At 71.9% G+C, this 19,358-nt stretch carries 17 protein-coding genes and 1 riboswitch; of the genes, 11 read left to right on the plus strand and 6 right to left on the minus strand.

Annotated features, from left to right (window positions below):
- Nucleotides 1-48: 48 nt before the first annotated feature.
- Both ACIBLC_RS24210 and ACIBLC_RS24215 read right to left on the minus strand, forming a co-directional pair.
- Nucleotides 49-705, minus strand: a complete 657-nt coding sequence (locus tag ACIBLC_RS24210) for an SCO2322 family protein (protein ID WP_399213251.1) — start codon at nucleotides 703-705, stop codon at nucleotides 49-51.
- Nucleotides 702-1,934 carry a prenyltransferase/squalene oxidase repeat-containing protein gene (locus ACIBLC_RS24215; protein ID WP_399213425.1) on the minus strand — a complete coding sequence of 411 codons (1,233 nt, stop codon included), beginning with the start codon at nucleotides 1,932-1,934 and terminating at the stop codon, nucleotides 702-704. Before ACIBLC_RS24215 ends, ACIBLC_RS24210 begins: the two co-directional genes overlap by 4 nt.
- Before the next feature lie 354 nt (nucleotides 1,935-2,288).
- A riboswitch (cobalamin riboswitch) is annotated at nucleotides 2,289-2,362 on the minus strand.
- An 87-nt stretch (nucleotides 2,363-2,449) separates the two neighbouring features.
- On the opposite strand from ACIBLC_RS24215, the gene ACIBLC_RS24220 reads away from it, so the two are divergent.
- Nucleotides 2,450-3,124: an aminoglycoside phosphotransferase family protein gene (locus ACIBLC_RS24220; protein ID WP_399213252.1), complete on the plus strand. Its 675-nt coding sequence runs from the start codon at nucleotides 2,450-2,452 to the stop codon at nucleotides 3,122-3,124.
- Here the strand turns inward: ACIBLC_RS24220 and ACIBLC_RS24225 are convergent.
- A complete protein-coding gene (locus ACIBLC_RS24225) occupies nucleotides 3,105-4,166 on the minus strand; it encodes a PP2C family protein-serine/threonine phosphatase (protein WP_399213253.1) in 1,062 nt (353 codons plus the stop codon). The two genes, ACIBLC_RS24220 and ACIBLC_RS24225, sit on opposite strands and share 20 nt — an antisense overlap.
- Before the next feature lie 340 nt (nucleotides 4,167-4,506).
- On the opposite strand from ACIBLC_RS24225, the gene ACIBLC_RS24230 reads away from it, so the two are divergent.
- Entirely contained in the window at nucleotides 4,507-7,227 is a 2,721-nt protein-coding gene (locus tag ACIBLC_RS24230) for an NB-ARC domain-containing protein (RefSeq protein WP_399213254.1), read from the plus strand.
- Between the two features lie 91 nt (nucleotides 7,228-7,318).
- On the opposite strand, the gene ACIBLC_RS24235 is transcribed toward ACIBLC_RS24230, so the two are convergent.
- Nucleotides 7,319-8,344, minus strand: a complete 1,026-nt coding sequence (locus ACIBLC_RS24235; RefSeq protein ID WP_399213255.1) for an MBL fold metallo-hydrolase — start codon at nucleotides 8,342-8,344, stop codon at nucleotides 7,319-7,321.
- 182 nt (nucleotides 8,345-8,526) lie between these two features.
- Here ACIBLC_RS24235 and ACIBLC_RS24240 point away from each other — a divergent pair, with 182 nt between their 5' ends.
- Both ACIBLC_RS24240 and ACIBLC_RS24245 read left to right on the plus strand, forming a co-directional pair.
- Nucleotides 8,527-9,984, plus strand: a complete 1,458-nt coding sequence (locus tag ACIBLC_RS24240; RefSeq protein ID WP_399213256.1) for an aldehyde dehydrogenase — start codon at nucleotides 8,527-8,529, stop codon at nucleotides 9,982-9,984.
- A gap of 2 nt (nucleotides 9,985-9,986) precedes the next feature.
- Nucleotides 9,987-10,220: a ferredoxin gene (locus tag ACIBLC_RS24245; protein ID WP_399213257.1), complete on the plus strand. Its 234-nt coding sequence runs from the start codon at nucleotides 9,987-9,989 to the stop codon at nucleotides 10,218-10,220.
- 17 nt (nucleotides 10,221-10,237) lie between these two features.
- Here the strand turns inward: ACIBLC_RS24245 and ACIBLC_RS24250 are convergent, their stop codons facing one another.
- A complete protein-coding gene (locus ACIBLC_RS24250; protein WP_399213258.1) occupies nucleotides 10,238-10,930 on the minus strand; it encodes a TetR family transcriptional regulator in 693 nt (230 codons plus the stop codon).
- 250 nt (nucleotides 10,931-11,180) lie between these two features.
- On the opposite strand from ACIBLC_RS24250, the gene ACIBLC_RS24255 reads away from it, so the two are divergent.
- From ACIBLC_RS24255 to ACIBLC_RS24265, 3 genes are read left to right on the plus strand one after another with little or no spacing between them, the layout of a single operon-like run.
- Nucleotides 11,181-12,689: a glycosyltransferase family 4 protein gene (locus ACIBLC_RS24255; protein WP_399213259.1), complete on the plus strand. Its 1,509-nt coding sequence runs from the start codon at nucleotides 11,181-11,183 to the stop codon at nucleotides 12,687-12,689.
- Nucleotides 12,683-13,483 carry a class I SAM-dependent methyltransferase gene (locus ACIBLC_RS24260; RefSeq protein WP_399213260.1) on the plus strand — a complete coding sequence of 267 codons (801 nt, stop codon included), beginning with the start codon at nucleotides 12,683-12,685 and terminating at the stop codon, nucleotides 13,481-13,483. The genes ACIBLC_RS24255 and ACIBLC_RS24260 overlap by 7 nt, the downstream gene beginning before the upstream one ends.
- Nucleotides 13,480-14,550, plus strand: a complete 1,071-nt coding sequence (locus ACIBLC_RS24265) for a prenyltransferase/squalene oxidase repeat-containing protein (protein WP_399213261.1) — start codon at nucleotides 13,480-13,482, stop codon at nucleotides 14,548-14,550. Before ACIBLC_RS24260 ends, ACIBLC_RS24265 begins: the two co-directional genes overlap by 4 nt.
- A 46-nt stretch (nucleotides 14,551-14,596) precedes the next feature.
- Here the strand turns inward: ACIBLC_RS24265 and ACIBLC_RS24270 are convergent, their stop codons facing one another.
- The gene (locus ACIBLC_RS24270; protein ID WP_399213262.1) at nucleotides 14,597-14,890 is read right to left on the minus strand and encodes a hypothetical protein; all 294 of its coding nucleotides are present in this window, start codon (nucleotides 14,888-14,890) and stop codon (nucleotides 14,597-14,599) included.
- Nucleotides 14,891-15,029: 139 nt separating this feature from the next.
- Between ACIBLC_RS24270 and ACIBLC_RS24275 the strand changes: the two genes are divergently transcribed.
- The 4 genes from ACIBLC_RS24275 (at nucleotide 15,030) to ACIBLC_RS24290 (ending at nucleotide 19,309) form a co-directional block, all read left to right on the plus strand.
- Nucleotides 15,030-15,587 carry a hypothetical protein gene (locus ACIBLC_RS24275; protein ID WP_399213263.1) on the plus strand — a complete coding sequence of 186 codons (558 nt, stop codon included), beginning with the start codon at nucleotides 15,030-15,032 and terminating at the stop codon, nucleotides 15,585-15,587.
- A gap of 128 nt (nucleotides 15,588-15,715) precedes the next feature.
- Entirely contained in the window at nucleotides 15,716-16,975 is a 1,260-nt protein-coding gene (locus ACIBLC_RS24280) for a hypothetical protein (protein WP_399213264.1), read from the plus strand.
- Nucleotides 16,972-18,552 (plus strand): VWA domain-containing protein, encoded by a 1,581-nt coding sequence (locus ACIBLC_RS24285; protein WP_399213265.1) that lies wholly within the window; start codon nucleotides 16,972-16,974, stop codon nucleotides 18,550-18,552. The genes ACIBLC_RS24280 and ACIBLC_RS24285 overlap by 4 nt, the downstream gene beginning before the upstream one ends.
- Nucleotides 18,539-19,309: a hypothetical protein gene (locus ACIBLC_RS24290; RefSeq protein WP_399213266.1), complete on the plus strand. Its 771-nt coding sequence runs from the start codon at nucleotides 18,539-18,541 to the stop codon at nucleotides 19,307-19,309. The genes ACIBLC_RS24285 and ACIBLC_RS24290 overlap by 14 nt, the downstream gene beginning before the upstream one ends.
- The last annotated feature ends 49 nt before the right edge of the window (nucleotides 19,310-19,358 follow it).

Below are 19,358 nucleotides of genomic sequence, written 5' to 3' on the forward strand. Positions count from 1 at the left end.
GGAGTTGTGCCTTCGGCGTCGCCCGTTCCCACTGTCGCCATCTCGGTGTCAGCCCCTGCGGCGGCGGGCCTGCCAGAGCGCCGCGACGCCCAGCACGGCGACGGCCGCGGCCCCGGCGAGCAGGCCCACGGACGGGCCGTGGCCTGACGAGTCGGCCTGGGGACGGGCGGACGCCGTTCCGTTTTCGCGGGAGTCGGTGGAGACCGGGTCGCCGCAGCCCGCCCTCGGGTAGGACGCGATGGCGCAGAGGAGCGCGTTGGTGTCGTAGCGCAGGGGTTTCGCGACCGAGGCCAGGGCTTCGGCGGAGGTCGCGTCGACGGGGACGCGGGCGCAGGCCGTGCGCGGGGACGGCGGGGTCTCGCCGGACGGCGCGTCCGCGGGCGTACCGAAGTCGATGACGAGCGCCACCCGCTTCTTGCCCTGCTGGGCGGGGGACTTGGCGCAGATGGCGGCGAAGTCGGTGGCGCCGCGGGGCTTCGTCGCGTGCTGGGAGTCCTCGCTCACCGCGAAGCGGAAACCCTGGACGGCGCCGTCGGAGGGCCGCGCGGTCGACGGGCCCTGCGTGGCGTACGTCCAGTCGCCGCCGGTCAGGTCCCAGAACGACCAGTAGCGGTAGCCGACGGCCTGGGCCTGCCCCGCGGAACCGAGTCCCAGGACGAGCACGAGCAGGGCCAGGAGCGGGGAAGCCGTACCGCTTCGGCTCACAGCCGCTGCCTCTTGTTGCGGCCGCTGATCAGGAAGCCGATGCCGACACCGGCGACGAGGCCCACGCCGACGATCCACCAGACGCCGAGACCGTCGTCGCTGTCGCTCCTGTCGGCGGTGGCGGACGCCGTCCGGGGTGCCGGGCCCGTCGCGCCGAGCTGCCTGACGAGGTCCTGGCCGCCGAAGTCGCGCGGGTCGACGCCGCTCGCGTCCGCGGCGAGGATCAGCTGCGCGTACGCGGCCGGTCCGCTCTGCGCGGCCCACTTCGCGGTGTGACCCTCCAGCCAGCGCACCGTTCCGGCCGCGTCGTCGCCGCGGCCGGCGGTGGCGAGCGCCACGACCGCGTCCGCGGTGTTGCCGTAGTCGGGCTGGTCCTCGGCTCCGGCCAGGGCCGACTTGAGGTACTTGTCCTTGGCGAGGGCCGTGACGAGGTACGCGGCGCCGTTCCGGGCGGCGCGCCCGGGATCGGCGGCTGCGTCGGTGGCGTCGGAGCCGCCGGAGGATTCGCAAGAGGCGGCGGCGCCGGTGGACTTCGTGTCGGCGCCGGCGAAGCCCTTGCCGAGGGCGCCGGTGACGGCCGCGGCGGTCGCGTCCGCGTTCGCCGCGAGCTTCCCCTTCTTGTCCGGCTGATAGGCGAAGGCGCCGCCGCCGTCCGCGTCGCAGGGGATCGACAGCGCGGCCAGGGCGTCGTACGGAGAGCCGCCGCCCTTGGCGGTGACGTCCGCGGGCTTCTCGCCCGCCGCGGCCAGCGCCCCGATCACCACGGAGGTGGAGTTCGCGTCGCTGGCCCCGCCCGCGACGTACCCCCAGCCGCCGTCCTTGTTCTGCGCGGACTTCAGCCACGCGAGGGCCTTGCCGGTCTCGGTGTCGTGCCCGCCGAGGGCCGCGAGGGCCTGCACGGCGGCGGCCGTGCTGTTCGTGTCGACCAGCGTCTCGGTGTCGCACTCCGCGGTGGCGTCCGCGCGGTACGGGGCGAAGGCGCCGTCCGCGCACTGCTGCCCGGCGAGCCAGTCGACGGCCTTGTCCGCGGGCCGCACGCCCACGGTGCGCTGGGCGAGCAACGCGAGCGACTGACGCCAGACGCCGTCGTAGGCGGGGTCGGCGGTGCCGTACAGACCCGAGGGGAGCGCGGGGGAGGCGGAGGGGGAGGGCGACACGTCGTCGGCCACGGCGGCCGGTGCGACGGCCGTGGCGGCCAGGGCGGCGGGTGCGAGGGCCGTACCGGCCAGGGCGGTGGCGGCGAGTACGGCGACCGCGACCGATCCCGACCTCACGGCTGACCGTGTTGCCGACCTTGAGGTCGACTTCGCTGCCGACCCCGCTGCCGACCCCGCTGCCGACCCCGCTGCCGACCCCGCTGCCGACCGCGAGGTCGACTTCGCTGTCGGCCTCGCGGTCGACAGCGAGACGCGAACCGCTGCGTGTACCGCTGCGCTGCGGCGAACAACCATGACTCTCCCCTGCGGGGGAGCCGGGCAGCACCGGGCACGCTGGAGCATCCGGGGCGGCTCCGGCCCCGTATGCCTCGACGGTGCCGGCCACCGGCGGACCGCCGGTGGCGCGAGCCGGTCACGTCCCGGACCGGGTGATCCGGCTCGCCGCTGCTGGAGCGGCTCACGGTTGCGGGTCAGCGCCGGATTCGCACCGGCTTCCCCCTGTACGGGCGTGATGACGACTGGTTCACTCTACCGGCCCCTTGACCAGCGGCTGAGGGCCGCCTGTGCGCCCCGGGTAGGTTCGGGCCATGAGGTCAACGGGGAAACTGCTCGGCTCGGGGCGCTCGGCGGACGTCTACGAGATAGACGAGGCGTGGGTACTGCGCCGGGACCGCGCGGGCTGGGGCGACGCGACCGCCGAGGCCGCGGTCATGGAACACGTACGAGGCCACGGTTTTCCGGCGCCGGGTGTGCGGCTGGCCACCCGCACCGACCTGGTGATGGAGCGGCTGTCGGGGCCGACCATGCTGGAGGCGTTCGGTACGGGGCGGCTCGGTCACCAGGAGTGCGGTCTCACCCTCGCCCGCCTGCTGCGCGCCCTGCACGCCGTGCCCGCCCGGATCTCCGCCGACCCCGCCGTCCGGGTCCTGCACCTGGACCTCCACCCCGACAACGTGATGCTCACCCCCGACGGCCCCAGGGTCATCGACTGGGCCAACACCGAGGAGGGCCCGCCCGGCCTCGACTGGGGCATGTCCGCCGTGATCCTCGCCCAGGTCGCCGTCAGCGACGCCCCTTACGCCAAGGCGGCCCACGACACCTTGACCGCGATGCTCACCGACGGCACACCGGGTATCACCGACGCCGGTCTCACGGAGGCGAGAGAGCGACGGGAGGCCAACCCGACGATGAGCGAGACGGAGATCCGGCTCCTGGGCGAGGCGGAGGAACTGGTCCGCGGGATCAGCGCACCCGGGCTGTGACCGTTGTCGCCGCGGGCTGGCAGAGGACGAGGGCCAGGTCGTCGGTGAGACGGGTACCGGTGTGGGCGGTCAGGCGGGTGTAGAGGGTGTGGAGGGCCTCTTCGGGGAGGGGTTCGCGCAGGGCCAGGGCGGCTTCGCCGAGGAGGGGGAAGGAGTTGCCCTCCGGGTCGCGGGCCTCGGTCAGACCGTCGGTGTAGAGGAGGAGACGGTCGCCGGGCTGGAGGCGTACCCGGTACTGGCGCGGGTCCGGGCGCAGCCCCAACGGCGGTGTGGGGACGAGGGGTTCGAGGAACTCGATGCGGTGGCCGGAGCGCAGCGGCGGCGGGTGGCCGCAGTTGACGAGCCGCACCTCACCGGGTGCGAACTCGGCGAACACCGCGGTGACGAAGTCCTCGGGGCCCAGCTCCGGCGTGAGGCGCGCGTCGAGGGCGCAGGTCAGGGCGATCAACGTGGGCGCGGTGTAGGCGAGTTCACGGAAGGCGGCGATCGTGTCCGAGGTCAGCCGGACGGCGTCGAGGCCGTGACCGCGTACGTCACCGACGAGGACGCGCAGTCCGTACGGGGTCACCGCGACGTCGTACAGATCGCCGCCGACGGTCGACTCACGGGCGGCGCAGTGGTACCGGGTGCACACCTGAGTGCCGTCCAGGGTGCGGGAGATGGGGCGCAGGATCGCCTCCTGGGTGACCCGGGCCACCTCACGGGCCCGGACGAGTGTCAGGGACAGGTGCTCGCGCTGCCGTGCCACGTACACGGTGAGGGCGCACCCGAGCAGCAGTCCGCTCCAGCGCACGTCGAACTCGAGACTCGGTACCGCGCCGTCACCGATACCCATCGCCAGGCCCAGCGCCGCCGACAGGCAGCAGACGATCACGGTGTGCCGTACGCCGAACCTGGCGCAGGCCAGCAGCGGGCCGATCAGCAGCAGGGTGATGAGCGGCGGCACCCGGGAGACGAACAGATCCGGCAGGGCGATCAGCAGACAGGCGACCAGTGGGACGGGCACCAGCCAGCGGTCCCGCAGCTCCGTAGCGAGCGGCATCCGCGGCGGTCGCCACGCGCGTTTCCCGATGCCCGGCGGGGGCGGCGGCCATGGTGCCGGCCTCTCTGCGCTCCCGGGCCGGCTCCCGGTGTCCGCGCCGCCTCCCTCACTGGCGGCCATCCGCTCCCCAGCTCCCCCTCGTCCGTCACTCACCCACCCGACCATCACCGAATATCGACCTCCGCGCTCCTGCCATTGGGGAGTTGATCGCATCTTGTCGAAAGGCGCCCGGAAGTGACGGAGCTCTGTCGTCTTTCTGTCCGAGTTGTCGGACATCGGCAAGGGGTGGGTGTGACCGGGCCAGACTGGTCGGTGTGTCCGACGAGACGAACATCGGTGCGTGCGACGAGACGAGCACGGGGTGAGCGCGGGCCCGGCGCGGGACGAGTCCGGTCATCCCGATGGTGCCGCTCGTGCCGGCCTTCCCGCTCGTGCCGGCAATCTGATCCCGGAGACGCGCGGTTTTGTCGGGCGTACCGAGGAACTTGCCTGGCTGGAGCGGGAGTTGAACCCCGGCGCGGGTGTCGGACGGCTGGTGAGCCTCGTCGGAGCCGGCGGGGTCGGCAAGACGCGGCTCGCCTCCCGGGCCGCGGCCCGGGTCCGGGACGCCTACCCGGACGGCGTGTGGCTGGTGGAGCTCTCCGCGCTGCACACCGCGGGCCTGGTGGGCCTGGCCGTCGTGGAGGCGCTGCGGCTCGCGGACCAGTCGACCGGCCCGATCGTCGAGGTGGTCGCCGAATGGGCCAAGGGCAAGCGGCTGTTGCTGATCCTCGACTCCTGCGAGCACGTCCTCGCGGACTGTGTGGCACTCGCCGAGACCCTGCTGCCGGACCTGCCGGGGCTGCGTGTCCTCGCCACCAGCCGGGAGCAGCTCGGCCTGCCGGGCGAACGTGTCCTGCACGTGGATCCGCTGCCGGTCGCCGACGACGCGGTGGTGCTGTTCGCCGAGCGCGCGGCCGCCACGGGCTTCACGCTCGACGACACCAACCGCCCCGCCGTGGAGGCGGTCTGCCGCCACCTCGACGGCATCCCGCTCGCCATCGAACTCGCCGCCGTCCGCCTCTCGGAACTCTCCCTCACCGAACTCCACGGCCGCCTCGGCGCCCACCTGACGTCCCGCCTCGACGTGCTGGGCCCGGGAGACGAAGGCGGCGACGGCCGCGAGGGCGCGGGCGCGCGACCTGGCGGGGGATCGGCCCGCGGACCTGACGGGGAAACGTCCAGCCAATCCGGTGGGGGACCGCACCGCCCTCCCGGCGCGGGAGCGCCTGACCCATCCGGTGGAGGAACGTCCCGCCGGCCCGGCGAGAGAAAGCCTCGCCCTCCCGTTGACGGGGCGGACCGCCGACCCGGCGGGGAAGTGCCCGGCGAATCCGGTGTGGGAGTACCCGGCCCTCCCCGTGAGGGGCCACATCACCAACCCGGTGAGGGACCGCCCCGCCGACCCGGCGGGGAAACGCCACGTCCTCCCCGTGAGGGGTCGTACCGCCGATCTGGCGGGGAAGTGCCCCGCGGATCTGACGAGGGAGTACCCCGCCCTCCCGGTGAGGGACCGCCCCGCCCACCTGACGAGGGGCCGGACCGCCGACCCGGCGGGGACCCGGACCGCCGACCCGGCGGGGACCCGGACCGCCGACCCGGCAGGGACCCGGACCGCCGAGTTGGCGGGGACCCGGACCGCCGAGTTGGCGGGGAGCCGGACCGGCCTTCCGGCGGGGAGCCGCGCCGGGAGAGGCCGCTACGTCATCACACGCTCCGTACGGCCATTGGGTGGAGCCATGAGCTGTGCGCGCCGTTGGAGCGGCTGTTGTGGGCCCGGCTCTCCGTGTTCGCCGACGGCTTCTGCGTGGGGGCGGCCGAGGAGGTCTGCGCGGGCGGGCCGCTGCCCGCCGGGCGGGTCGCCGCGCTGCTCGCCAGGCTGGTCGAGCAGTCCATCGTGCGACGCCACCGCACGGATCCGTCCCGCTACCAGTTCCTCGACACCGTCCGGGAGTTCGGCGCCGACTGGCTGCGGGCGCTCGGCGAGGAGCGCGCCGTGCGGCTGCGCCATCGTGACTACTACCGGCGCCTGGCCCGCGAGGGCTGCGCCGAGTGGAACACCGGGCGCCAGGCGGCCTGGTGCGAACGCGTCCTCACCGAACACGCCAACCTGCGCGCCGCGACGGACTGCGCGCTCACCGACCCCGGCAGCCGCCCCGCCCTCGAAATGGCGGCCGACATCGGCTTCCTCTGGCGCCACTGCGGCTATCTGCGCGACGCCCAGCACTGCCTGGACCTCGCGCTCGCCGCCGACCCGTCCCCCGGACCCGACCGCACCCGCGCACTGTGGGCGCGCGGCGCGGTCGCACTGCTCCAGGGCGACCTGGACGTCGCGGCCGGCTGGGCGGTGCGCTGCGCGGACGCGGCCCGGGACCAGGGCGACGCGGTGGCGATGGTCGCCGCCGCCTATGTGACGGGCGCTCAACTCGCCCTCAGCGGAAGCCTGTCGGAAGCGATCGACGTGCTGTCCGCGGCTCCCCGACTGCCCATCGGGGAGGACGCGTTCGGTGCCGCCCAGCTCCAGGTCCGCGTCGGCCTTTCCTTCGCGCACATGATGGACGGCGACCACGACCGCGCCCGCTCCGTGGCCCACGAGGCTCGCGAGGCCAGCGTGGCGTGCGGCGAGTCCTGGGCGGGCGCCTTCGCCGACGCCGTCATCGCGCAAGCGGACCTGGCGACCGGCGACACCCGCGCGGCGGTCCGCAACGCCCGCACGGCGGTGGCCGGGCACGGCCTGATGCACAACACCGTCGGCGCCGCCCTCGCCCTCGACGTCCTCGCCGCCGCCGTCGTCGCGGAGGGCGACGGCCCCCGCGCCGCGCGCCTCCTGGGCATCGCCGCCCACGTCTGGGAACTCACCGGCCGCGCCCAGATGGACTCCCCCGACCTCATCGCCACCCGCCACGCCCACGAACTCCGCGTCCACGAGAAGATCGGCGAGACGGCGTACAGGAAGGCGTACGAGGAGGGACGCGGCATGCGGTACGAGGAGGGCCTCGACTACGCGGTGCGCGTCCACTGACGAGGCGACACGCGGTGCGCGTCCACTGACGAGGTGACACGCGGTGCGCGGTCACCGATGAGGTGACGACAGCCGGGCCCCGCCTCCGTGGCTACACCGCCACGTACGTCACCGGATCGCTCCCCGTCACGGCCTCCGCCCGGCCCAGCTTCACCAGCCGGCGGACATGGGCCTCCGCCTCCGAGAGGGCGATGGTCCGGGACCCGTACGGGATCTGGTCCCAGGGCCGGTTCCACTCCATGCGCTCGGCGAGCTGCCAGGACGTGAGCGGAACCGACAGAAGCGTGTGGAGATCGGCGAGGCGGTCCTCGTGGTGGGCGAGCAACTCCCCTACGCGGGAAGGTGCGTCGGCGAACGCGTGCTGGTGGGCCGGGAGGACCTCGGCCGGGGCGAGGCGTCCGACCCGCTCCAGGGAGTCGAGGTAGTCGCCGAGCGGGTCGGTGACCGTGGCGTCGTCCGGATCCTCGTACAGGCCGATGTGCGGGGTGATCTCCGGGAGCAGATGATCGCCGGAGAACAAGCGCCCGTTGCCCGGGAGTTGGGCGGGGTGGGTCTCCTCCAGGTGGAGGCAGACATGGCCGGGGGTGTGGCCGGGGGTCCAGATCGCTCGCAGGCGGCGACCGGGCAGGTCCAGGAGTTCGCCGGGGACGATCTCCCGGTCGGGGAGCGCGGGGGAGAAGCCGGGCAGGTCGCCGCGCCGGGCCCCGCGCAGGGGTGCCAGATGGTCCTCGGGCGCGCCGGCGGCCGTCAGCTTCGCCGTCATGTACGCGTACCACCGCTCGGGCCGGTGCTCCCGGGTCCGCCGCACGATCGAGGCGTCCGCCGCGTGCATCGCGAGCCACGCCCCGGACGCATCCCGCACCTTGCCCGACAGGCCGTGGTGGTCGGGGTGGTGGTGGGTGATGACGACGCCGTGCACCTCGACGGCGGAGGTGCCGCAGGCGGTGAGCCCTTCGGTGAGGGTGTCCCAGGAGGCGGGGTCGTCCCAGCCGGTGTCGATCAGGACGGCGCCGCGGTCGGTGTCGACGACGTAGACGAGCGTGTGACCAAGGGGGTTGTCCGGGATGGGGACCCTGATGGACCGGACGCCGCCGCCGTGATCGGTCACCTGCGTCATGGGCTTCCACCAATCGCCGCGTCCCGGATACCGGCCAACTATAACTAGAACCAGTTCCAATGGGAGCCCAAGTCGACTGTCCTTCCGAAGAGTCCGACCCGTGGACTCCCTTCACCGGAACTGGTATCAGTTCTAGTCATCTGATGCATCGTCAGAGAAACTCCCTGGGGAGGCAGTCGGCCATGACCGAGCTCGTGGAACACGGACAGCTGTTCATAGGCGGGGAGTTGACGGACCCCCTGGGCAAGGACGTCATCGAGGTGATCTCGCCGCACACGGAAGAGGTCATCGGGCGAGTGCCGCACGCCTCGACGGCGGACGTCGACCGGGCCGTCGCCGCCGCGCGGCAGGCCTTCGACGAGGGGCCCTGGCCGCGGATGAGCCTCGACGAGCGGATCGAGGTGGTGACCCGGATCAAGGACGGGATCGCCGTACGGCACGAGGAGATCGCCCGCGTCATCTCCTCCGAGAACGGCTCCCCGTACTCCTGGAGCGTCCTCGCGCAGGCCCTCGGCGCGATGATGGTGTGGGACGCGGCGATCACCGTCGCCCGCGGCTTCACGTACGAGGAGACACGCGACGGAGTCCTCGGGAAGATCCTCGTCCGGCGGGAGCCGGTGGGTGTCGTGGCGGCCGTGGTCCCGTGGAACGTGCCGCAGTTCGTGGCCGCCGCCAAGCTCGCGCCCGCGCTGCTGACCGGCTGCACCGTCGTACTGAAGCCGTCGCCCGAAACACCCCTGGACGCCTACCTATTGGGGGAGATCGCGAAGGAGGCCGGACTGCCGGAGGGCGTGCTGTCGATCCTCCCGGCGGACCGCGAGGTGAGCGAGTACCTCGTCGGGCACCCCGGGATCGACAAGGTGTCCTTCACCGGTTCCGTCGAGGCGGGCCGGCGCGTGATGGAGGTCGCCTCGCGCAACCTCACCCGCGTGACACTGGAGTTGGGCGGAAAGTCGGCGGCGGTGGTCCTGCCGGACGCGGACATCGCGACGTCCGTCCCCGGGATCGTCTCGGCGGCCTGGATGAACAACGGCCAGGCGTGCGTCGCCCAGACCCGCATCCTGGTGCCGCGCTCGCGCTACGACGAGTTCGCGGACGCCTTCGCGGCGGCGGCGAGCGCGCTGGTCGTCGGGGACCCGCTGGACCCGGCGACCCAGGTGGGCCCGCTGGTCGCGAAACGGCAGCAGCGGCGCAACCTCGACTACATCCGCATCGGCCAGGAGGAGGGCGCCAAGATCCTCACCGGCGGCGGCCGTCCGCCCGGCCTGGACCACGGCTGGTATGTCGAGCCGACTCTCTTCGGCGACGTCGACAACTCCATGCGGATCGCCCGTGAGGAGATCTTCGGCCCGGTGATCTGCCTGCTCCCCTACGGCGACGAGGCCGAGGCGCTGAAGATCGCCAACGACTCCGACTACGGGCTGAGCGGCAGCGTCTGGACGGCGGACGTCGCACACGGCATCGACGTCGCCCGCCGGGTCCGTACCGGCACGTACAACGTGAACACCTTCAGCCTCGACATGCTCGGCCCCTTCGGCGGCTACAAGAACTCAGGCCTGGGGCGGGAGTTCGGGCCCGAGGGCTTCGGCGAGTTCCTGGAGCACAAGATGATCCACCTGCCGGCCGGCTGGGAGGCGTAGGGATGGGCGACCGCTGGCAGGTCGAGGTCGACCGCTCCGTCTGCATCGGCTCTGCCCAGTGCGTCCACCTCGCACCGGGCGCGTTCCGCCTCGACAGTGGCATGCAGTCCCACCCTTCGGAACCGGAGCCCGACGCCAACGAGAAGATCCTCGGGGCGGCGGAGGGGTGCCCGGTGGAGGCGATCATGATCACCCTGCTGGGGAGCGGGGAGCCGGTGTTCCCGCCCGAGGAGTAGCCGGTCCCCTGTGGGAGTCAGTGCCGGTCGCCCGGGTCCGTCAGGTCGATCAGGCGGCAGACCGTCTCGATGTCGATCTTGACCTGGGCGATGGAGGCCCGGCCGGAGAGCCAGGTGATGAGGGCCGAGTGCCAGGTGTGTTCGATGACGCGGACGGCGGAGAGCTGGGCCGGGGTGGGGTCGTCGAGGCCCATCGCGTCGAGGATGATCACCGTGGTCATCCGGGAGACCTGGTCGACCTCAGGGCTGACGCTGCGGTCCGCGAAGGTGAGCGCGCGGACCATGGCGTCGGCCAGGTGCGGTTCACGCTGGAGGGCGCGGAAGGCCCGCATCAGGGTCTCCGCGACGCGGTCGGCCGCCGTGTCGCCGGACGGGGGCTTCTTGCGCAGGGTGCCGTGCATGTGTTCCAACTGGTCCTGCATGGTGGCGACCAGGAGATGGACCTTCGAGGGGAAGTAGCGGTAGAGGGTGCCGAGGGCGACCTGCGAGGACTCCGCGACCTCGCGCATCTGCACCGCGTCGAAACCGCCCCGGCTGGCCAGCTGCGCGCTCGCGTGCAGGATCCTGCGGCGGCGCGCCTCCTGCCGCTCGGTGAGCGGGGGAGAGGCGGTGAGCGCGGGGGGCGGCGGGGTGACGCGCGGGGAGTGCGGCGCGGCGGGCCCCGAGTCCGGTCGCGCGTTGTTCGTGTCCGCCTTGGCTTCCGCAGGCATGGTTCCCGTTCCGTGACATTCCGTGACATCGGCGAGAGGGGCGACGAGTCGGCACGGCAGGGCTCTGGACCGCCGTGCGGACCGGGCGACCCTGCCACCTGGTCGTGGCGTGAATCACCTGATCCACCGCTCACACTGGCGCTACCTGCCGGTAGATTCAATGCTCCTTGAACGATCAAGTCTGAAACTTGTTCTAGATTAGCGTCCCGGCGTAATCTCGCGGGAAAGTGCAGGGAGAAGGGGGCCGGGAGTGACCGCTGAGGCCATGGAGGCGGGCCCCGCGGAGGGCGCGGCCGCCGACGGCGAACGACCGTTGCGCATCGCGCTCCTCACGTACAAGGGGAACCCGTTCTGCGGCGGCCAGGGCGTCTACGTGCGGCATCTCTCGCGTGAGCTCGCCAGGCTCGGACACCAGGTCGAGGTCATCGGCTCCCAGCCGTACCCGGTGCTGGACGAAGGCCTTCCCGCCCTGAGCCTCACCGAGCTGCCCAGCCTCGACCTGTACCGCCAGCCGGACCCCTTCCGCACCCCGGGGCCCGGCGAGTACCGCGACTGGGTCGACGCGCTGGAGGTCGGCACGATGTGGACCGGCGGCTTTCCCGAGCCGCTGACCTTCTCGCTGCGTGCCCGGCGCCATCTGCTGGCCCGGCGCGGTGAGTTCGACGTCATCCACGACAACCAGACGCTCGGGTACGGGCTGTTGGGGGACGTCGGTGCCCCGCTGGTCACCACCATCCACCACCCCATCACCGTCGACCGGCAGTTGGAGCTGGACGCCGCCGCGGGCTGGAAGCGGCGCATGTCGGTCCGCCGGTGGTACGCCTTCACCCGCATGCAGAAGCGGGTCGCGCGCCGCCTGCCGTCCGTGCTCACCGTCTCCGGCACGTCGCGCCAGGAGATCGTCGAGCACCTCCGCGTCCGCGACGACCGCATCCACGTCGTCCACATCGGCGCCGACACCGATCTTTTCTCGCCCGATCCGGCGGTGCCCCAGATCCCTGGGCGGATCGTCACCACGTCGAGCGCGGACGTGCCGCTCAAGGGGCTCGTCTTCCTCGTCGAGGCGCTCGCGAAGTTGCGTACCGAGCACCCCGGCGCGCACCTCGTCGTCGTCGGCAAGCGCGCCGAGGACGGGCCCGTCGCCCAGGCCATCGAGCGGTACGGCCTCGAAGGCGCCGTCCAGTTCGTCAAGGGGATCTCCGACGCCGAACTCGTCGACCTCGTACGGTCGGCCGAGGTCGCCTGCGTGCCCTCCCTGTACGAGGGGTTCTCCCTGCCTGCCGCCGAGGCGATGGCGACGGGGACGCCGCTCGTGGCCACCACCGGCGGGGCGATCCCGGAGGTCGCGGGCCCCGACGGGGAGACCTGCCTCGCCGTACCCCCCGGCGACTCGGGGGCGCTGGCCACCGCGCTGAGCCGGGTCCTGGGCAGCCCCGAACTCCGAGCCCGACTCGGCTCCGCCGGACGCGCGCGCGTACTGGACCGCTTCACCTGGGCCCGCGCCGCCGAGGGCACGGTCACCCACTACCGCGAGGCGATGGCCCGCTCCGCGAGCACGCCCCCCAGCCGCTCCGCGGCAGGCACTCACCGCTCCGCGCCCCAGCCACCAGACCGCTCCGCGGCGGGTGGCCCGGCGCCGGACGCCCCCGCGACAGGCACCCCCGCAACCCCCGCCTCCACGGCACCCCCCGCAACCCCCGCCTCCACGGCACCCCCCGCACCCCCCACCCCCGATCGCGAAAGCAGGGCCACGTGCTGACCGTTGACTTCTCCCGGTTCCCGCTCGCCCCGGGCGACCGCGTACTGGACCTCGGATGCGGTGCCGGGCGGCACGCGTTCGAGTGCTACCGGCGCGGCGCCCAGGTGGTCGCGCTGGACCAGAACGGCGAGGAGATCCGCGAGGTCGCCAAGTGGTTCGCGGCGATGAAGGAGGCGGGCGAGGCTCCCGCCGGGGCCACCGCGACGGCCATGGAGGGCGACGCCCTGGCCCTCCCCTTCCCCGACGAGTCCTTCGACGTCGTGATCATCTCCGAGGTCATGGAGCACATCCCGGACGACAAGGGCGTACTCGCCGAGATGGTCCGGGTACTCAGGCCGGGCGGCCGCATCGCGATCACCGTCCCGCGCTACGGGCCCGAGAAGGTCTGCTGGTCGCTGTCCGACGCGTACCACGAGGTCGAGGGCGGCCACATCCGCATCTACAAGGCGGACGAACTCCTCAGGAAGATCAGGGAGGCCGGGCTCAGGCCGTACGGCAGCCATCACGCGCACGCCCTCCACAGCCCCTACTGGTGGCTGAAGTGCGCGTTCGGCGTCGACAACGACAAGGCGCTGCCCGTGCGGGCGTACCACAAGCTCCTGGTCTGGGACATCATGAAGAAACCGCTCGCCACCCGGGTCGCGGAGAACGCGCTGAACCCGCTCATCGGCAAGAGCTTCGTGGCCTACGCGACCAAGCCGCACCTGCCCGTCGACTCCGCGGAGTCCGCCGAGTCCACTGGTTCCGTCGACTCCGCGGAGTCCGATGAGTCCGCCGAGGTGGCCGGCCGGTGACGACTCCCCGGACAGAACACCTCGTCCTGCCCGGGGTCCTCACCGCGGAGGAGGCTGCCGTCACGGTGCGCGGCATCCTCGCGGTGCAGCGCCCGGACGGCGCGATCCCGTGGTTCCGCGGGCACCACCTGGACGCGTGGGACCACACCGAGGCGGCCATGGCGCTGGACGCGGCGGGCGAGCACGAGGCCGCGGAGCGCGCCTACGAGTGGCTGGCACGCCATCAGAACCAGGACGGGTCCTGGTACGCGGCGTACGCCGACGGGAACTTCGAGGACGTCACCGACCGCGGCCTGGAGACCAACTTCTGCGCCTACGTCGCGGTGGGCGCCTGGCACCACTACCTCGCGACCGGCGACGACGCGTTCCTGGACCGGATGTGGCCGACCGTCTACGCGGCGATCGAGTTCGTGCTCCGGCTCCAGCAGCCCGGCGGGCAGATCGGCTGGAAGCGCGAGGCCGACGGGCGAGCCGTCAACGACGCGCTGCTGACCGGGAGTTCGTCAATCCATCACGCCCTACGCTGCGCACTCGCCATCGCCGAGCAGCGTGAGGAGCCGCAGCCCGACTGGGAGTTGGCGGTGGGCGCGCTGCGGCACGCCATCCGCCGGCACCCCGAGCGGTTCCTCGACAAGGACCGTTACTCGATGGACTGGTACTACCCGGTGCTCGGCGGCGCGTTGACCGGCGCCGAGGCCAAGTCGCGTATCGAGGAAGGCTGGGACCGCTTCGTGGTGCCCGGGGTGGGCGTCCGCTGTGTGGTCCCCAATCCGTGGGTGACCGGCGGTGAGTCGGCCGAACTCGCCCTGGCACTCTGGGCCGTGGGCGAATCCGACCGCGCGTTGGAGATTCTCCAGTCGATCCAGCACCTGCGCGATCCGAAGACCGGCCTGTACTGGACCGGATACGTCTACGAGGACCAGGCTCTCTGGCCCGAGGAACTCACCAGTTGGACAGCCGGTTCGCTGCTGCTGGCCGTCGCCGCGCTCGGCGGTGACGAGCCTACGTGCGCCGTCTTCAGCGGCGAACGCCTCCCGGCAGGCCTGGACCCCGACTGCTGCCGGTAGCAGAACAGTTGGGGTCCAGGTGGTGCGGGTACTCAGTGCCTGTGCGTCAGTGCCGGTGCATACGGTTGGCGATGGCGTGGCCTATGAAGAGGTACACGACGGCTGCCAGGCCATAGCCCGCGACGACGCGTGCCCACTCCTCGTCGAAGGTGAACAGGTCGCGGGACCAGCCCGCCAGCCAGGCGGCCACGTTGTGGATGAACTGCACCAGGTCGTTGGCGCGGTTCGCGTCCAGTAGGTACATCAGGATCCAGAGACCGAGGATGAACGCCATCGCATCCGCGATGATCGCGATGACCCTCCCCGCCTGGTTTGAACCGTTGCGATTTCGAGGAGACATGACCCCCGTGTTGCCCGAGAACCGTGCATGAAACCCCAACGGATTACCTTGAGTGGCGCAACTGTGCGAACCGGGTGAGGCTGCTGGTAGAGCCGTGTTCTCCCGGGACCGGGAGGACCGTTCCCTTCCGGAGGATCCCGTGCCCGTACCGATACGGCGCCTGATCGTGGCGCTCACCCTCTGCTGCGCCCTGCTCGCCGGTGCCACCGCCTGTGGCGGTGAGACCAGAACCGAGGACACCGCCGCGGTGGTCGCGGCCGCCACGCCGACCCCCACCAGCTCCGCCGAGAAGCAGAAGTTCGCCAAGACCCGTTTCGTGGCCAACGCGGGGCTCGCGGCCGGCGCGACCTACCAGTGGATCGTGAAGCCCTGGAAGGCCGGCAAGTTCAAGAAGGGCGCCGAGGGGCGCAGGTTCGCCCTCGTCAAGGCGGGTCTGGCCGGTGCGTTCACGTACAACCGGCTCAAGGCCGCGAACAAGAACGCCCAGGGCGACCCGGCGCTCGCGAAGGCCGTCGCCCCGCTCACGGCGGGCATCGACGCACTCAAGGACCTGCCGTCCAAGCTCCGCAAGGGCGACTCGACAGACTCGGTCGTCGGCTCCTTCGACGACATCATCAACAACGTGAAGGACGCCGGGAAGAGCGCGGGCGCCGAGGTGACGGACAAGGTGCCGTCCGCCTCCCAACTCACCGGCTGAGCAACCTCTGTGACGGTGTATCAGTAGTCAGCCGTTCGCTCCCGGTTCGACTGGAGTTGGGTCTCCGGTGGCCGGGAGTTCGGCATGGTCCCTGATGATCCTGGCCTCGGGAGAGGCAGGAGAAGCCGGTGACCGACGCCAGACCGCTGACCATCGAGGAACCGCGTCTGGCCACCCGGCGGAGGGTCCGGCGCCGCTTACCGCGCCATGTGGCCGTCACCATGCCCCTCGCCCTGGCCGGCCTCCTCTCACTGCTCGTCTCCGGCAACGCCCTGCGGCCGTTCGAGCACATCACCACCATCGAGGCCAAGATGGCCTCCAAGTCCGACTTCTTCCGGGACCCCGAAGTGCGGCGGCTGCTGCTCAAGCACGGTATCCGCGTCGACATCCACCGGCTCGGCTCACGCGGCATCGCCACCCAGTCCCTGAAGAACATGGACGCCGTCTTCCCCTCCGGGCAGCCCGCGGCGCGACTGATCCTGGACCAGCTGAACCGCTCGGTGGATTCGGCCCGCCCCTTCGTCACACCGCTGGTGCTCGGCACCTTCCGGGACTACGCCGAGACCCTGCGGAAACGGGGAGTGGCGAGCCCGCAGCGGGCCGGGAGCGCCGAGACCCTCTACTACGACCTCGACATGGCCAAGTTCCTCGCGCTGATCGAGGCCGGCGAGACCTGGAACGGCATCGGCTTCGGCGACACGAGCGAGCGGAGCAACAACGGCCGTGTCCTCGTGCGCACTTCGAGTGTCTGCGAGTCGAACGCCGCGGGCACCTACCTGAGCATTCTCGCCTTCGTGAAGAACCACAACCGGGCGCCGGGCACGGAAGACCCCAGGAACAGCGCCGCGGGCCAGGATCTCGACGCCACCTCCGAGGAGGCGGTTCTCGAACTCGCCGGGCAGGTCAAGCCGCTGATCAACCTCCAGGGCATGGCCTCCGACGAACAGGCGGAGAGCTACTTCTCCGCCCTCGGCGAGAGCATCGCGCCCGTCACCGTGATCTACGAGCACCAGTACCTCGCCCACCAGGTCGACCACGTGCGCAAGCACCAGAAGCAGGACACCGGGCGTGTCCTGCTCTACCCCACCCCCTACGCCCTCACCGAACCGCAGCTCATCTCCCTCACCGACAAGGGCGACAAGCTCTCCGAGCTGATCGAGACCGACCCCGAACTGCGTCGGCGGGCCATCGAGTTGGGCTTCCGCGTACGGTTCTCCGGCGAGGACGGGACGAGCGACCAGCTGAACGCGTTCCTGAACGAGCACGAGATACAGGTCCCGGCGGCGAACCCCGACCAGACCAAGGTCGACGCACCGGACCTGAACGTCCTGGAGGAGATCATCAACTACGTGGGCAACTGCCCGCCGCCCGAGACGGAATCCCCGTGAGGCCGCGCCTGCGAGTCCTGGCCCTCTGCGTGACCCTCCTCGCCGCCACCCTCAACGCCTGCTCCTCGGGCCGGGACGACATCACCCTGCGCGTCCTGGCCGGCCCCGAACTCGCCGACATCCAGCCGATGTTGGACCGGCTCAAGGACGACACCGGTATCGGGCTGGACATCGACTACACCGCCACGGCCGACCTCCCCGGGCAGCCGCCCGCCGCCGGGCAGACCTCCTCGTACGACCTGGCCTGGCTCGCCTCGGACCGCTCCTTCCTGCTGCGGCTCCAGGAAGCCGGACAGCGGGCGGCCCGCCCCGAGTCGACCCCGATCATGCGCTCTCCGGTGGTCGTGGGCCTCACCCCCGACGTCGCGGACCGGCTGCGCTCCCGGGTGCCGGGCGGCCGGCTCTCCTGGGCGGACCTCGCGGACGCCGCCGCCGACGGCACCCTGCGGTTCGGGATGGCCCACCCGGGGCGCAGCGACACCGGGCGCGCGGCGCTCGTGGGGGTCGCCACGGCCGCCGCCGGAACCGGCAGCGCGCTACGCGAACAGGACGTTTCCTGCGACCGGTTGCGCGGCTTCCGCTCGGGCCAGACCCTCACCGGCGCCAGCTCAAGGGAGCTCATCGACACCTACGTACGCGACCGGAGCGGGGCCGACGCGCTGATCGCCCACGAGTCGGAGCTGCTGTCGCTGAACGCGTCCGGGAAGCTCGGCGAGCCCCTGGAGATCATCTATCCCGAGGACGGCATGGTGCTGTCCGACTTCCCGCTGCTGCTGCTCGATCCCGGGCAGCGGTCCGCCTACCGCACGGTGGTGGACTGGCTGCTGCGCGACGACATCCAGCGCGAGCTGATGGAGCGGACCTGGCGGCGCCCGGTGAACGAGGACGTCACACCGTCCGCGCCGCTGCGTGCCGCTGTCGGCAACGCGCTGTCGTTCCCCGACCAACTGTCCATCGTCGAGCGGCTGATCGCCGACTACGGGGATCCCGCGCGGCCCATCGCCGATCAGGTGGTGTTCCTGCTGGACTTCTCGGGCTCGATGCGCGGCAGACGGATGGACGAGCTGCGTGCCGCGTTCGCGGGGCTCAGCGGCGCCGACAAGACGTCCACCGGGAAGTTCGCCCGTTTCTACCGGGGGGAACGGCTCACGGTCGTCCGGTTCGGCGGGGACGTCCTGGCGGAACGCACGGTGACCGTGCGCGACGACGATGATCTGACCGCGCTCAACTCCTTCGTCTCCCAGGGCAGGTTCGACGACTCCACCGCCGTCTGGTCGGCGCTCGACCGTGGCTACCGGACAGCCGCCGACGCCGTCGAGGAGGCCCCGGACCGGCCCGTCGCGATCGTGCTGATGACGGACGGCGAGAGCAACTCGGGCCTCGGATACCAGGAGTTCCTGCGCCGCCACGGAGAACTCGGCACCGCTGTGGACGCGGTGCCCACTTTCCCCGTCCAATTCGGAGAGGCCGACCCGGCGGCGCTCGAGCGGGCGGCGTCCGCGACCGGCGGCCGCATGGTCGACGCAGGCGCCTCTTCGCTCTCCGACGCGTTCAAGGAGATCCGTGGGTGTCATTGACAGCCAGTGGTGGGGCCTGTGGTGGCCGTGGATGGCCGTCTGGCTGCTGACGGCCGGGTGTCTCGCCGTCCTGGTCCGCCATGTCCTCGTCCGCTTCGGCCTGCTGCGCCGCAGACGCCGGCCCGGGCGCACCTTCCACGGCATGTGCTTCTACCTGCACAACCAGCGGGTCATGGACATCTACCTGACCGGGGGCTTCTCCGCGGCCCTCGAACAGGAGGTCGCCGACCGGACCAACGTCAGCAGGGGCTTCGGGCTGCTCACCAAGTTCGGGTTCGGGGGAGGGGAGGTCCACGGCGGCGTCGCGAGGGAGCGGACCACCACGTATCTGGAGCAGAAGGAGCCGATCACGGTGATCGGCCTGCTGCTGGACACGATGCGCAAGGAGGACGTGGTCGTGGACGCCGACCTCACCACCGGCCTCCTCGTCCCCAACCGGACGCTCGGCGACCGCCTGCGCGACAGCGCCGACGACCGGGTGCCGCTGACCGCCGTCATGTCGGAGTTCGTCTCGGTCACCGGGAGCTTCACCGCCCGCACCTCCACCGGCGGCGACGTCGTCCTGCGCGCCCGCTACGGCACCGGAGAGCCGTCGGCCCATGTGAGGATCACCTGCGCCGCGGCGGGTGTGCGCGAGGAGTTCCAGGACGAGGACTACTACAGCGGGGAGTTCCAGGCCCGCTGCCTGGGCAAGGTGCGCACCTGGAACCGCGAGGCGGGGGAGCTGACCGTGGACGCGGTGGCCATCTTCCGCTGAGTGGAACGGGGTTGCCCTCGGTCAGGAGCCGCCCCCCCGGCCAGAGGTG

Origin of the sequence: Streptomyces sp. NPDC050535, assembly GCF_044457665.1 — a bacterium.
GTDB lineage: Bacteria > Actinomycetota > Actinomycetes > Streptomycetales > Streptomycetaceae > Streptomyces.

What these genes read in the sequence shown, in the direction of transcription:
- ACIBLC_RS24220 (WP_399213252.1), top strand. Translation starts at nt 2,450, where the DNA reads ATGAGGTCAACGGGGAAACTGCTCGGCTCGGGGCGCTCGGCGGACGTC.
- ACIBLC_RS24225 (WP_399213253.1), bottom strand. Translation starts at nt 4,166, where the DNA reads ATGCCGCTCGCTACGGAGCTGCGGGACCGCTGGCTGGTGCCCGTCCCA.
- ACIBLC_RS24235 (WP_399213255.1), bottom strand. Translation starts at nt 8,344, where the DNA reads ATGACGCAGGTGACCGATCACGGCGGCGGCGTCCGGTCCATCAGGGTC.
- ACIBLC_RS24240 (WP_399213256.1), top strand. Translation starts at nt 8,527, where the DNA reads ATGACCGAGCTCGTGGAACACGGACAGCTGTTCATAGGCGGGGAGTTG.
- ACIBLC_RS24245 (WP_399213257.1), top strand. Translation starts at nt 9,987, where the DNA reads ATGGGCGACCGCTGGCAGGTCGAGGTCGACCGCTCCGTCTGCATCGGC.
- ACIBLC_RS24250 (WP_399213258.1), bottom strand. Translation starts at nt 10,930, where the DNA reads ATGCCTGCGGAAGCCAAGGCGGACACGAACAACGCGCGACCGGACTCG.
- ACIBLC_RS24270 (WP_399213262.1), bottom strand. Translation starts at nt 14,890, where the DNA reads ATGTCTCCTCGAAATCGCAACGGTTCAAACCAGGCGGGGAGGGTCATC.